Annotated in this window: 13 protein-coding genes; 6 read left to right on the top strand and 7 right to left on the bottom strand. The window is 71.6% G+C overall.

The annotated features are described in order from the left end of the window. Window positions 1-61 precede the first annotated feature (61 nt). Window positions 62-850, top strand: a complete 789-nt coding sequence (locus tag J3S20_RS14125; RefSeq protein ID WP_216837143.1) for an SDR family NAD(P)-dependent oxidoreductase — start codon at window positions 62-64, stop codon at window positions 848-850. A 13-nt stretch (window positions 851-863) separates the two neighbouring features. Beyond that, entirely contained in the window at window positions 864-1,661 is a 798-nt protein-coding gene (locus J3S20_RS14120; protein ID WP_216837142.1) for an alpha/beta fold hydrolase, read from the top strand. 1 nt (window position 1,662) lies between these two features. On the opposite strand, the gene J3S20_RS14115 is transcribed toward J3S20_RS14120, so the two are convergent. Beyond that, entirely contained in the window at window positions 1,663-3,285 is a 1,623-nt protein-coding gene (locus J3S20_RS14115) for an ankyrin repeat domain-containing protein (protein WP_216837141.1), read from the bottom strand. Between the two features lie 132 nt (window positions 3,286-3,417). Then, window positions 3,418-4,089: a hypothetical protein gene (locus J3S20_RS14110; protein ID WP_216837140.1), complete on the bottom strand. Its 672-nt coding sequence runs from the start codon at window positions 4,087-4,089 to the stop codon at window positions 3,418-3,420. 77 nt (window positions 4,090-4,166) lie between these two features. Here J3S20_RS14110 and J3S20_RS14105 point away from each other — a divergent pair, with 77 nt between their 5' ends. Continuing rightward, window positions 4,167-4,883: a cytochrome b/b6 domain-containing protein gene (locus J3S20_RS14105; RefSeq protein ID WP_216837139.1), complete on the top strand. Its 717-nt coding sequence runs from the start codon at window positions 4,167-4,169 to the stop codon at window positions 4,881-4,883. A 79-nt stretch (window positions 4,884-4,962) separates the two neighbouring features. Here the strand turns inward: J3S20_RS14105 and J3S20_RS14100 are convergent, their stop codons facing one another. Continuing rightward, on the bottom strand, window positions 4,963-5,415 hold the full coding sequence (locus tag J3S20_RS14100; RefSeq protein WP_216837138.1) for a cytochrome c: 453 nt from the start codon (window positions 5,413-5,415) through the stop codon (window positions 4,963-4,965). 156 nt (window positions 5,416-5,571) lie between these two features. Between J3S20_RS14100 and J3S20_RS14095 the strand changes: the two genes are divergently transcribed. Continuing rightward, window positions 5,572-6,570: a Bug family tripartite tricarboxylate transporter substrate binding protein gene (locus tag J3S20_RS14095; RefSeq protein WP_216837137.1), complete on the top strand. Its 999-nt coding sequence runs from the start codon at window positions 5,572-5,574 to the stop codon at window positions 6,568-6,570. A 40-nt stretch (window positions 6,571-6,610) separates the two neighbouring features. Here J3S20_RS14095 and J3S20_RS14090 read toward each other — a convergent pair whose 3' ends face one another. Next, window positions 6,611-7,477 carry a calcium-binding protein gene (locus J3S20_RS14090; RefSeq protein ID WP_216837136.1) on the bottom strand — a complete coding sequence of 289 codons (867 nt, stop codon included), beginning with the start codon at window positions 7,475-7,477 and terminating at the stop codon, window positions 6,611-6,613. A 174-nt stretch (window positions 7,478-7,651) separates the two neighbouring features. On the opposite strand from J3S20_RS14090, the gene J3S20_RS14085 reads away from it, so the two are divergent. Together J3S20_RS14085 and J3S20_RS14080 are read left to right on the top strand one after the other, a co-directional pair. Beyond that, a complete protein-coding gene (locus J3S20_RS14085) occupies window positions 7,652-9,244 on the top strand; it encodes a GMC family oxidoreductase (RefSeq protein WP_216837135.1) in 1,593 nt (530 codons plus the stop codon). Window positions 9,245-9,257: 13 nt separating this feature from the next. Then, window positions 9,258-9,998, top strand: coding sequence for an SDR family NAD(P)-dependent oxidoreductase (locus J3S20_RS14080; protein WP_216837134.1), 741 nt, complete (start codon window positions 9,258-9,260; stop codon window positions 9,996-9,998). A gap of 43 nt (window positions 9,999-10,041) precedes the next feature. On the opposite strand, the gene J3S20_RS14075 is transcribed toward J3S20_RS14080, so the two are convergent. The 3 genes from J3S20_RS14075 to J3S20_RS14065 form a co-directional block, all read right to left on the bottom strand. Then, complete coding sequence (locus J3S20_RS14075) at window positions 10,042-11,019, bottom strand: cyclase family protein (protein ID WP_216837133.1); 978 nt, start codon at window positions 11,017-11,019, stop codon at window positions 10,042-10,044. A 117-nt stretch (window positions 11,020-11,136) separates the two neighbouring features. Continuing rightward, on the bottom strand, window positions 11,137-12,372 hold the full coding sequence (locus J3S20_RS14070; RefSeq protein ID WP_216837132.1) for an aminopeptidase: 1,236 nt from the start codon (window positions 12,370-12,372) through the stop codon (window positions 11,137-11,139). A gap of 17 nt (window positions 12,373-12,389) precedes the next feature. Further along, a complete protein-coding gene (locus J3S20_RS14065; protein ID WP_343215223.1) occupies window positions 12,390-12,977 on the bottom strand; it encodes a TlpA disulfide reductase family protein in 588 nt (195 codons plus the stop codon). Between the last annotated feature and the right edge of the window lie 8 nt (window positions 12,978-12,985).

Genomic DNA, 12,985 nt, shown 5'->3' with positions numbered 1-12,985 from the left:
CGGTTGACACCCCTCCGCGCCGCCCGCCAGTGACACGCCGGGGAAACGGGAAGGGCATGCGATGGAATTGGGCCTGAGGGGAAGGACGGCGCTGGTCACCGGCGCCTCCATGGGCATCGGCCGCGCCATCGCGCGCGAACTGGCGGCGGAGGGCGTGGCGGTGGCCATGCTGGCGCGCGGCGCCGACCGCCTGGCCGAGGCCGCCGCCGCCATCCAGGCCGAGACCGGCAGCCGCACCCTGCCCATCGCGGTGGACCTGGTGGATGCCGCGGCGCTGGAGGCAGCGGTGGCGCAGGCGCAGGACGCGCTCGGCGCCATCGACATCCTGGTGAACAATGCCGGCGCCACGCCGATGGGCCGCATCGCCGAAAGCGACGACGCCACCTGGCGCAAATCCATCGAGCTGAAGCTGATGGGCTATATGCGCTGCGCCCGGCTGCTGGTGCCGGCGATGCGGGCGCGGCGCTGGGGGCGGGTGATCAACATCATCGGCCGCTCCGGCCACCAGCCGCGCGCGACCTATATCGTGGGCTCCAGCGTGAATGCCTCGCTGCTCAGCTTCACCCATGCGCTGGCGCAGGATTGCGCGCCGGACAATGTGCTGGTGGTGGGGGTGAATCCGGGACCCATCGCGACGCCGCGCTGGGATGCGCTGGTGGCGCAGGGCGCCGCCGGCAGCGGGCGGGACCCGGCGGCGGAGAATGCGGCGGCCATCGCCTCCGTCGCGCTGGGACGGCTGGGCACGGCGGAGGAGGTTTCCGGCCTGGTGGCCTTCCTCTGCTCCGACCGCGCCGGCTTCATCACCGGCACGAACATCGACATCGACGGCGGCGGCACCCGCTGCATCTGAGAGGCGACGCACCATGCCCCATTTCGAGGTCTCGCCCGGCGTGACCCTGCACTACACGGTCGATGACTTCACCGACCCCTGGGTGCCCGCGCCGACCGTGCTGCTGCTGCACGGCCTGGCCGAAAGCGGCGAGGCGTTTCGCGCCTTCGTCCCCGCCTTGGCGCGGCAGGCGCGCGTGGTGCGGCTGGACCTGCGCGGCTATGGCGGATCGACGCCGATGCCCGAGGACCATCCCTGGCGCTTTGACCAGCTGGTGGCGGATGTGGTGGCGCTGATCGGCCATCTCGGCGTGGCGCGCGTGCATCTGGTGGGCGGCAAGATTGGCGGCACCATCGCGCTGGCCGTCGCGGCGCGGCATCCGGAGCTGGTGGAGAAGCTGGCGGTGCTGGGCGGCCCGGCCTCGCTGACCAATATGGCCGGGCGCACGCCGGGCTGGCGGGCGCAGATCGCCGCGGAAGGCGTGCCGGCCTGGGTCGCGGCCTCCAATGCCGGACGCATGGGCACGCGGATGTCGCCCGCGGCGCTGGCCTGGTGGACGCAGATGATGGGCCGCACCGCCGCCTCCACCCTGCAGGGTTTTCTGCAGATGGTGCCGAGCGTGGACGTGACGGCGGAAGTGGACCGCATCCGCGCGCCGACGCTGGTGGTGACGACCACCGGCAGCGGGCTTGGCTCGGTGGAGGAAGTGCGCGCCTGGCAGGAGCGCATCGCCGGCTCCCGCCTCGTGGTGGTGGAGAATGACAGCTACCACGTCGCCGCCTCCGACCCGGATGAAACGGCGGCGCTGGTGCGGGATTTTCTCGCCGGCTGAGTCAGTCCTCCGCCACCAGCACCTCCGCCACTTCCTCCGCGAAAAGGCGGCGCTTTCCGTCGAAGATCACCACCCCGGGCGCCGCGGGGTCGCGCTGGCCCGGCGGCAGCCCGTGGTCGCGCAGTGCCTCGGCGCAGCCGATCCAGTCGCCGCCGGGGACGGGCTCATTGACGGAAGCCCAGGCGAGGGTGCCGCGGACATCGTCGCCATGGCCGTGCCGCTCCGTCCAATGCGCGCCATGCGCCAGCAGGAAGCGCGCCAGCGCCGCATCGCCGCGGAACACGGCGAGGTTCAGCGCGGAGGCGTGCCAATCCCCGCCCGGCACGGCGATGGGCCAGCCCAGCGCCACAATCAGCCGCACCGCGTCCGCCGCCCCCTCCGCGGCCAGGTCCGGCAGCAGGCGCAGCTGCTGCGGGGTCAGCGAAGCCGGCAGGTCCGGGCGGCGGGCCGCGAGGGCGCGGGCCGCTCCGGCGTCGGCGCCGGCGCAGGCGGCGAGGAAAGTCTCCTCCTCCGACAGCGGCTCCGCCGCGCCGCGCTGCGCCAGCAGGGCGGCGACCTCCGGCAGGCCGAATTGCAGCGCCAGGCGGTAGGCGCTGACGCCGGCGGCGGTGCGGCCCTGCGGATCGGCGCCGGCTGCCAGCAGCGCCGTGACATGGCGCGGCGACCGGCGGCGGCGGATCGCCCAGAGCAGCGGCGTGCCGTAGTCGGAGAGTGGCGGGTTCGGCGCCGGCTCCCGCGCATCGCCGCCGGCAGCGAGCAGCAATTCCAGCGGCCGCGGATCGTCCAGGTCGAGGGCGCGGTAGATGGCATTGGTGCCGGCGATGCGCGCGCCATGCGCCAGCAGAAGCCGCGTGCAGTCCGGGCTTTCGAGGGAATGGTACAGCGATTCGCCGTCATCCGGATCGGCGCCCGCTTCCAGCAGCAGCCGCGTCATCCCCGGATCCCGGTTCTGCCCCGCCGCGCCATGGAGCGCCGAAAGCGGCTGCGACTCATCCGGCGCAGTGAGGGAGGCGGGTGGAGAGCGGTTGCCGATGCGCTGGTTCGGGTCCGCGCCGGCGGCCAGCAGCAGCCGCGCGGCATTGCGCAGCGCCGCGGCGAAGGCGGGCCGGCGCAGCAGGCTGGAATGGGTCACGGCGACCAGCGGCGGCAGGCGTAGCGGCCCGCCCGGGCGGTTCACCCAACCGGGATCCGCCGCGATTGCCCGGCGCAGCGCCGCCGCATCGCCGATGGCGCAGGCGAGCCAAGGATCGCCCGCGACCAGATCGGGCATCTCCGCCAGCATGCGCGCGGCCACCGCCGGCCGCGCCGGGCTGCGGCTGCCGGTGACGTCCCCGGCATAGACGCGCTCCAGCCACTGGCGCTGGCGCGCTTCGCCCTGCGCCTCGGCGTAGCTTTTCAGCTCGGCCCAGCTGGAAAACCCGTGGTCGCGGGCGAGGCAGGATTGGGCGTCATGCAGCCGCAGGCCGAGGGCGGCGATGGCCTCGGCCGACAGGCCGGCGGCGGCGGGCAAGGCGCGCTGGAAGCGGGCGATGGCTTCGGGATCGCCGGCGCGGAGCGCGCGCAGCAGGGCCTTGGCCTGTTTCCGCAGATGGTCGAGATTCACCCGCTCGGGCAGGATGGGCATGCGGAACCTCCGTGCACAGGATCGCCGAAGGCCCGCAAGGACGGCGGCACAAAGGTTTGGCGGGAGGCGGACGCGGCAAGTGGGTTGAACCCTGCCCGCGGGCCCGGATGCGGCTTGCTCCGCCGCGCAAAGCTATCGGCGGGGGCGGCGCAGGGTCAAGCGGTGGGGCCATGGCAGCAGGGCGGCCAGCGGCAGCAGGGCAAGGCCCCAATCCAGCGCCGCGCCGCGCGCCAGCACCGGCAGGGCGGCCAGCGCCGCCAGCGCGGCCGCGAAGGGCAGGGCGCCCGCCAGGCCGGGACGTGGCCCCGCCAGCGCGCCGAGGCTCGCGCCCAGCAGCACCAGCGCCAGCAGCGCCGCCGGCCCCGGCGGCCCGGCCAGCGCCAGCCCGGCCCAGAGCAGCGCCGCCGCCAGCATGGCGCGACCGCCGCGCAGCCGCAGTGCCAGCACGGCGTAGAGCGCGACTGCGACGATCAACGGCGCCGCCTGCGCCAGGTCCGCCAGGTTGCGCGGCGCGCCGCCCATCCACCAGCCGGTGCCGAGGGCACCGAGCCCCCCCAGCAGCCATTCCGGCACCCATCGCCGCAGGCTGAGCGCCGCCACCAGAAGCATCGCCAGCGCCAGCGGCGGCAGCCTTTCCGGCAATTGGCGGGGGGAGGCCGACAGCCCGCCGAACAGCCACAGCCATCCCGCCAGCACCCCCGCCCCCACGGCCAGCACGCCGAGCCGCGGCCAGCGGCGCCCGGCCAGCGCCAGCCCGGCGGCGAGGACCAAGGCCAGCAGCGCCTGCAGCGCCTGGGCCATCATGCCGCGTCACCTTCCGAAACTTGCGGCGGCGCGCCGCGCCGGCCTAAGCCGGGTCGTTGCCACCCCGAGGAGACCCGATGGCCCGCGAAGCCACCCCCTTGCCGGGCACCCGCCGCCTGAAGGTCTGGGATCCCTGGATCCGCCTGGTGCATTGGAGCATCGTCCTGCTGATCCCGCTCTCCTGGTGGTCGGCCGAGACGCATCGCTTCGACCTGCATGTGCTCTCCGGCTACACCATGTTGACGCTGCTGATCTTCCGCATCGCCTGGGGTTTCGTCGGCAGCCATACCGCGCGCTTCCGGAATTTCCTGTCCTCGCCGCTGGAGGCGCTGCGGCATCTCGGCCATTTCCGGCGGCGCCAGGCGGCCGTCGAGATCGGGCACAATGCGGCCGGCGGCTGGATGGTGCTGGTGCTGCTCGGCCTGCTGCTGGCCCAGGCGGGCAGCGGGCTTTTTGCCGACGACGAGATCTTCACGCGGGGGCCGCTGGCGCGCGCGGTCGATACCTCGACGAGTGCCCTGGCGACCTCGATCCATCTGCGGGTGTTCTGGGTGATCGTCGGCGCGGCGGTGCTGCATATCCTGGCGATCGTGCTGTATCGCCTGGTGCGCAAGCAGAATCTGGTGGGGCCGATGATCACCGGCGCGCTGCGGCTGCCCGTGGTCTATCGCGGGCCGGTACCGCGGATGGGCAGCAACTGGCTGGCGGCCGCGCTGCTGGCCGTGGCGGCCGCGGCGGTCTGGGCGCTTGTGAACTGGGGCTCGGCCCAGGGCAGCGCCAGCGCCTTCGGGTAGAAGGGGGCAGCGGCGAAGGCCTGAGACGGCCCCCCTCACCCAACCCTCTCCCCCCGTCGGGGGGAGAGGGCTTTGGCCATCAGCGGGCCCGGAACTGCTGGTGGCAGGCGCCGCAGGTGCCGCCGGTGCTGCGCAGCAGGTCGGGCGAAATGCTGCCCGATTCGGCCGCCGTCTTCAGCGTGGCGAAAGCCGCGACCATGGCGGTGGCGCGGGTCTGGAAGCCGGCGCGATCGGCATCGATGGCCGCCAGCGCACGGGTCTGGCCGGGGTTGGTGCCCTGCGGCTGCGGCGGCGTCAAGCTGGCGGTGGGCACCAGGTTCGGCAGGGTCTGGATGAAGGCGGACATCGCCTCGATCCGCGGCACCAGGGCGCGCGTATCGCCGCGCGACTGCACGGCGGCGGCCACCGCCTCCATCCCCTGGCCCAGGCCACGCAGCCCGGCGCGGCGATCCGCGATCACATCCTGCGCCAGGGCACTGCCCGCCATACCAACTGCCACCAGGGCGCAAGCCGCCATCATCCCACCACGCATGCCTTGATCCTTTCCGATCGGGGTGTGCCGAAACTGGCAGGATGCGGACAGGACCGCAACGATGGCCTGCGCGCCGTTGCATTTGGTCATGTGACGGTTGCGCTGGCGCCCGGCCGGGGCGAGGCTGTCCGCAACAAAGCCTGGGAGGAACAAGGGATGTCGCGACGCAGCTTGCTCGGCATGGTTCTGGCGGCGGGGCTCGCCGCCGGTCTGGCGCCACCGGCCTGGGCCTTTCCGGACCGGACCATCACCCTCGCGGTCGGCTTCGCCCCGGGTGGCTCCACCGACATCACCTCCCGCCTGCTGGCAGACCGGCTGGGGCCGGCGCTGGGGCCGAATGGGCGCGTGGTGGTGGAGAATCGTCCGGGTGCGGCCGGCATCATCGCCAGCGACTGGCTGCGCCGGCAGACACCGGATGGCCATGTGCTGATGCTGGTGGAGGCCTCGTCCCACGCCCTCGCGCCGGCGGCCATCGTCGGCGGCACGCGCTACGACCCGATCGCGGACTATACCCATATCGCCATTGTCGGCAGCGGGCCGATGATCCTCGTGGCGCAGCCGGAGATGCCCGTGCGCACGCCGCAGCAGATGGTGGCGCGGATGCGGGAGGGGGTGGCGGAGCAGCTGCCCTTCGCCTCCTCCGGCGTTGCCTCCATGCCGCATCTCTCGGGCGAGATGTTCGCCCATGCCATGGGCCTCGGCGGGCGCTTCCCGCATGTGCCCTATCGCTCCGGCGGGCTGATGGTCGAGAGCATCGCCAAGGCGGAGACGCAGTGGGGGGTGGCGGTGCTGGCCTCCGCCGCCGGCCAGGTGCGGGACGGGCGCGTGCGCGGCATCGCGGTGACGGGGATGGAGCGGTTTCCCGCCTTCCCCGATATCCCCACGCTGAACGAAACGGCGCTGCCCGGCTTCGACCTGGAGAACTGGTTCGCCGTGATCGGCCCGCCCGGCCTGCCGCAGCCGGTGGTGGCGCAGCTCAATGCCGCGATCCGGGAGGCGCTGGGCCAGGCGCAGCTGCGGGAGAGGCTGCTGACGGCGGGCGTGGCGCCCTGGACGCGGCCCAACAGCCCGGCCGATGCCACCGCCTTCTTCCGCTCGGAGCTGACAAAATTCCAGCAGGTGGTGGCGCGCACCGGGGTGAAGCTGGAGCCGTAAGCGGGAAGGGAAGGGGCTCGCGCCCCTTCCCCGATATCCTTCAGCCGAAGGAGAAGTCGTCGCTCGACAGGCTTGCGGCCTTGACGCCACCGAGCGAGACGGTGGCGGCATCGGCGCCGCTGCCCCAGCTGACCAGCGCCGCGGTGCCGGCCGAATTGTTCGTGATGCGCAGGTCGGAGAAGTCATCCACGCCGGGGACGCCTTCGATCTTGAAGCTGTCGTTGTTCACTTCGAAGTCGCGGATCTGGTCGCGGCCGGAGCCGCGGGCGAAGTAGAAGGTGTCGTCGCCCTCGCCGCCCAGCATGGTGTCGTTGCCGCTGCCGCCGGTCAGTTCGTCCGAGCTGTTGCCGCCATACAGGATGTCGTTGCCCGCACCGCCGAGCAGCGTGTCGTCGTCATTGCCGCCATAGACGGTGTCGTTGCCCGTGCCGCCGAGGATCAGGTCGTCGCCATCCTCGCCGTAGAGCAGGTCCTGCCCGGCGCCGCCGTCGATCGTGTCGTTGTCCACGCCGCCATAGGCGCGGTCATTGCCGTTGCCGCCCAGAATCGAGTCATTGCCCTGGCCGCTGCGGATCGAATCATTGCCATCGCCGCCGTCCAACGTGTCGTTTCCGACATCATCCCGCAATGTGTCGTTGCCGCTGCCGCCCGAGAGCAGGTCGTTCCCAAGGTTGCCGATGAGGCTGTCGTTGCCGTCACCGCCGAACACCTCGTCATTGCCGTCGCCGCCATCCGCCGTGTCGTTGCCCGTGCCGCCGATCAGCGTGTCATTGCCGGTTTCGCCGAACAGGCTGTCATTGCCGGCGCGGCCATCCAGGCGGTCATCGCCCGAACGCCCGTAAAGCTGGTCTGACGCGGTGCCCCCGAGCAGGGTATCCCCGTCCTCCGTCCCGATCCGCTTCACCATCCGAGTCGCTCCTGCGGGCCGAAATGCCCGCCTGGGTTGTGGCGTTATAATCGGGTCAGCTTCGTGGCAGATTGTTCACGTGGAGGACATCTCTTTTCACGGATGCGTGGGCCGGGTGGCCTTGCGGCCAAGGGCTGGCGGGGCGAGGCTGGTGAAAGGGACAGGGAGCGGTTCATGACGCCGAACGGCGTGGCGGACATCATCGTGATCGGCGGCGGATCGGCCGGCTGCGTCGTGGCGGCGCGGCTGTCGGAGGATCCCGGCTGCCGCGTGCTGCTGCTGGAGGCCGGGCCGCCGGACCGCGACCCCTGGATCCGCCTGCCGATGGGCTATGCCAAGCTCTACGGCACCGGCCGCTACGACCCCCGCTTCATGACGGAGCCGGAGGCGGCCTTGGCCGGGCGGTCCATCCATTGGCCCCGCGGCCGCGTGCTGGGTGGCTCGGGCTCGGTCAATGGCCTGGTCTTCCTTCGCGGCAGCCCGAATGACTATGACCGCTGGGCGCAATCCGGCGCGCGCGGCTGGGCGCATGCGGATGTGCAGCCCTTTTTTCGCCGGTTGGAACGCTGGGAGGGGCCGCCCTCGGAGACGCGCGGGACCGATGGCCCGATCCGCGTCAGCGAGCCGAAGCGCCTGGCGCCGGCGGCCAAGGCTTTTGTCGATGCCTGCGTGGCCGCGGGCCTTCCGCGCTTCGGTGATGTGAATGCGGGTGGGCCGATCGAGGGCGCCGGGCCGATCCAGCTGAATGTCGGCAACGGTTTTCGGTCTTCCTCCGCCCGCACCTATCTGCACCCCGCGATGCGGCGGCCGAATCTGCGGGTGGAGACCGGCATCACGGTGCAGCGGATCCTCTTCGAGGAGGGTCGCGCGGTTGGCGTGCAGACCGCGCAGGGCGTGTTCCGTGCGTCGCGGGAAATCGTGCTGAGCGCCGGGGCGATCGAATCGCCCAAACTGCTGATGCTGTCAGGCATCGGCGATGCGGAGGCGCTGGCGGAGCTCGGCATCGCGAGCGTCGCGCACAGCCCCGATGTCGGCCGCAACCTGCAGGACCACCTGATCTCCAAATTCATCTTCCGGACGAAGCCCTGCGGCACGCTGAACGAGATCCTCGGCAGCAACCTGCGCAAGGGCGCCATGGGGTTGGACTGGCTGCTGCGCCGGTCAGGGCCGCTGGCGATCGGGGCGGGGGAGGCGACGGCCTTCGCCCGCATCACGCCGGGGGCGGAGGAGGCCGAGGCGCAGATCCTCTTCGTGAATTTTTCGACCTTTGACTACAGCAAGGGGCTGCATCCCTTTCCCGGGGTGATGTGGAACTACGGCCCCTGCCGGCCGGACAGCCGCGGCTGGCTGACGCTCGCCTCGCCCGATCCCGCGGACAAGCCGGTGATCCGGCCGAACTACCTGGACCATCCGAATGATTTGCGAGTGATGCTCGGCGCCGCGCGCCTGTCACAGCGCATCGCCGCCAGCGCGCCTTTCGCCGGGCTCATCGAGGAAGAACTGCGCCCTGGCCCGCAGGGCAACAGCGACGCGGCGTTGGAGGAAAACATCCGCGCCACGGCTGGCACGGTCTTCCACCCCTGCGGCACGGCGCGCATGGGCACGGACAGTCGCGCAGTGCTCGACCCCGAATTGCGGGTGCGCGGCGTGACGGGGCTGCGCGTGGCGGATGCCAGCGTCTTCCCGCTGATCCCATCCCCCAACATCCAACCCGCCGCCTTGATGGTGGGCGAACGCTGCGCCGATTTCATCCGGCGGGCCGCATGAGGAAACGCGACGCATGAGTGACCGCAAGACCGCCCTGATCACGGGCGCGGGCCGCAATATCGGCCGCGCCGTGGCGCTCGCCTTGGCCGGTGACGGCTTCAACGTCGTCATCAACGGCTCCTCCGACCGGGCGGCGGCTGAATCCGTGGCGGCCGAGGCGAAGGCGCTGGGCGTGCAGGCGCTGGTCGCCATGGGCGATGTCGGCGACCCCGCCGCCTGCGGCCGCATCGCCGCCGCGGCGCTGGGGGAATTCGGCGCGGTGGACGTGCTGGTGAACAACGCGGCGCTGCGCCCCGCCAAGCCCTTCCTGGAGACGACGGCGGAGGATTGGCGCCGGGTGATGTCGGTGGACCTGGAAGCGGCCATCTGGCTGTCCCAGGCCTGCCTGCCGGGGATGCTGGAGCGCGGCTGGGGCCGGATCGTGAATTTCACGGGCATGAATGCCATCCACGGCTATGCCGGGCGTGCGCCGGTCTCGGTCTCCAAGCATGGGCTCTGGGGGCTGACCAAGTCGCTGGGCAAGGAATTCGGGCCGAAGGGCATCACGGTGAATGCCATCTCGCCGGGGCCGATCGCGGCGGATGACGAGGACGACAATCCCTCAGAGTACCGCCAGAAGATGGTGGCGCGCGTGCCGGTCGGCCGCATGGGCCAGCCGCGGGAAGTGGCGGCGGCGGTGCGGCTGCTGGTCTCGGCGGATGGCGGCTTCATCAATGGCCAGATGCTGCAGGTGAATGGCGGCACGGAGACCTGACCCGTATGGCCCGCCGCCGCAGGGGCGGCGGGCCGCGGGGGCTTCAGAGGATGGCGGTGGGCGCCACCGTGCTGCCGGAGCCGCCCTGCACCTTCAGCGGCTGCAGCAGGAAGGCGAATTGCCGTTCCGGTCGGCGTGCGAGCTCATCCAGCTTCACATTCTCCAGCAGATGCACGCCATGCACCACGAGCGCCAGCTGGTGCACGGGCAGCGAGGCATCGGGCAGGGTCTTGGAGGGCGCGCATTCCACCGGCCAATTGTCCGCCCCCATCAGGATCGGGTTGCGCGCAATCAGCCATTCCGCCGCCGCCACGCCGATCCCCGGGCAACTGCGCACATAGCGCGGATTGTCGCGGCCCCAGAGCGTGCCCCAGCCGGTATGGATCAGCACCGCATCGCCTTCCGCCAGCTGCGTGTTCTGGCGGCGCAGCGCCTCCTCCAGATCCGCCACGGTGATCTCGTAATCGTCGCCCAGCACCGGCACGCCCTTGGCGCCGGCGACGTCGATCAGCACGCCGCGGGTGAAGATGGTGCCGATGGTGTGCACGCCCATCTCGGTGAAGCCGGACCGGCCGGTGATGCCGGGCAGGTCCACGCAGTTGTACACCTGGTCGCCGATGGTCTGGTGCGGGAAGGCATCGAGCTGGGTGCCGACCTGGCCGATCTCGGTGATGACAATCTCCTCGTTCGAGCCGCGGCGATTGCCCTCCGGGTTCATGAAGGTGCGCTTGGTGTGCAGGTCGAAGCGCCTGGTGCCGAAGAAGGGCATGGTCGGCGCCAGCACATGGCCGAGCTCCACCATTTCGCCCGTGCGGATCAGGCTGGAGGCGGATTGCGCGCGCGCCGGCGTCATCAGGTTCATCGAGCCGCGGCGGTCATTCGGCCCCCAGCGGCTGGGGCAGCGCTGCGCGGCGGCGGGGGGCGACCAGCCTTGCGCCTGAACGGGCGTTGCGGCCAGGTGGCCGGTGCCGCAGGCTAAGCAGGCGGCACCAAACAGGCCGCGGCGCGATATCTGTCTCATGGCGTTTCATCCCGGTTTTTGGGCCAGCGGCTGTGACCGCCGCCGGCACCGGGACGCTACGGCATATTTTCTCCGCGTAACGCTCGTCGCGGGGATTTGCTGGTCAGACCGCCCCGCCTAGACGGCGACGAACTCGCCGGCCCGCATCAGCGGCTCCACCGCGCCGTCCTTGGTCACGCCATCCACGTCCAGCTGCCCGCTGCCGATCATCCAGTCGATATGGATGAGGGAGGCATTGGCGCCGCGTTCCGCCAGCCGGTCCATCGGCACGCCGGCGGCATCGCGCAGGCAGGTGGTATAGGCCTGGCCGAGGGCGATGTGGCTCGCCGCGTTCTCGTCGAACAGCGTGTTGCGGAACAGCAGCCCGCTGGCGCTGATGGGCGAGGAATGCGGCACCAGCGCCACCTCGCCCAGCCGCGCCGCGCCCTCATCCGTTTCCAGCACCTTGCGGAGGACCTCTTCGCCCTTGGAGGCATGCGCCTCGACGATGCGGCCTTCCTCGAAGCGCACCACGATGTCCTCGATCAGCGTGCCGGCATAGGCCAGCGGCTTTGTAGAGCGGACCGTGCCGTGCACGCGCAGGCGGTGCGGCGTGGTGAAGACCTCCTCGGTCGGGATGTTCGGGTTGCAGGTGATGCCGTTCTTCGCCGGCTCCGCCCCGCCGGCCCATAGGTGGCCATCGGCCAGCCCGAGGGTCAGGTCGGTGCCCGGCCCGCGATAGCGCAGCTCGAGATAGTCCTTGTTGTTCAGATACGTCGTCCGGGCGTGCAGGCGGGCGTTGTGGGCGGCCCATTCGGCCACAGGGTCTGCCACATCGACGCGGCAGGCCGCGAAGATCGCATCCCACAGCTTGGCCACCGCCTCGGCCTCCGGCATGCCCGGAAACACTTCCTTCGCCCAGCCGGGGGTGGAGGCGGGGACCAGGTTCCAGTTGATGGCGAAGCTGGTGATCAGCTCCAGCGCCGGGCGATAGGCGATGGAACGGGCCCGGTTGGACCGCGCCACCTTCTCCGGGTCCTGGCCAGCCAGCAGGGTCGGGCTCTCGCCGACCACGGCCAGGCGCGCGGCATTGCCGCGAAAGGCCTGCGCCATGCCCTCGAACAGCCAGCCGGGGGCGACATCGAAGGCCTCGGGCGCGGCGTGGCGGTAGCGGGCCAGCGCCACCTCGTCATCGCCGATCAGCGGCGTCACCAGCGTGGCGCCGGCCTGGTAGGCATGCACAGCGATGCGGCGGACCAGGGGCAGGGCCTCCACCGGGCTGGTCATCACCAGCTCCTGCCCCGGCTGCAGGTTCAGCCCGACCCGCACGGCCAGCGCCGCCAGCTTGTCGAGCCGGGTTTCGAAATCGGTCATGGCGGAGGAGTCCTGTCTCAGGTGCGGGTGCTGGTTTCGGCGCTGGCCGGTGTCCGGGTCAACCGGCGGATGGCGGCCACCACCTCCGGCTGGTCCCACTCGGCCTCGCCCATCAGCCGGGCCACTTCAAGGCCCCGCCGGTCGATGATGAGGGTGGTGGGCAGCACCCGCACGGACAGCGCCCGTCCGGTGGCGCCGCGCGGGTCCAGCCAGATGGCCAGGCGGCGGAGGTTGGTGCGCTGGTAGAAGGGCTCCACCTGGGCGCGGCCGCCGCGGTCGTTGGACAGCGCCAGCACCTCGATCCCGTCGCGGGCCACCATGCCGTGCAGCCGGTCCAGTGCCGGCATCTCGGCCACGCAGGGGGGGCACCAGGTGGCCCAGAAATTCACCACCAGGGCCTTGCCGCGAAACCCCTCGAAGCCGAAGGGCTTGCCCTCGGCATCGGTGAAGGACAGGCCCTCGGGCAGCGGCTGGGGCTCCGGGTGCTCGGTCAGTCTTTGCAGGCCATTTGCCGCGGCCGCTTGGCGGCCCCCCGTCGCGGCGAGTAGGGTCGCGCCGGTTGCGGCCCCCAGAAGGGTGCGGCGGCTGCCGGATTTCCAAGACACCTGCGAAA

Source organism: Falsiroseomonas tokyonensis, assembly GCF_019024325.1.
GTDB classification, from domain to species: Bacteria; Pseudomonadota; Alphaproteobacteria; order Acetobacterales; family Acetobacteraceae; genus Falsiroseomonas; species Falsiroseomonas tokyonensis.
This window is presented reverse-complemented; position numbering and strand designations above follow the sequence as displayed.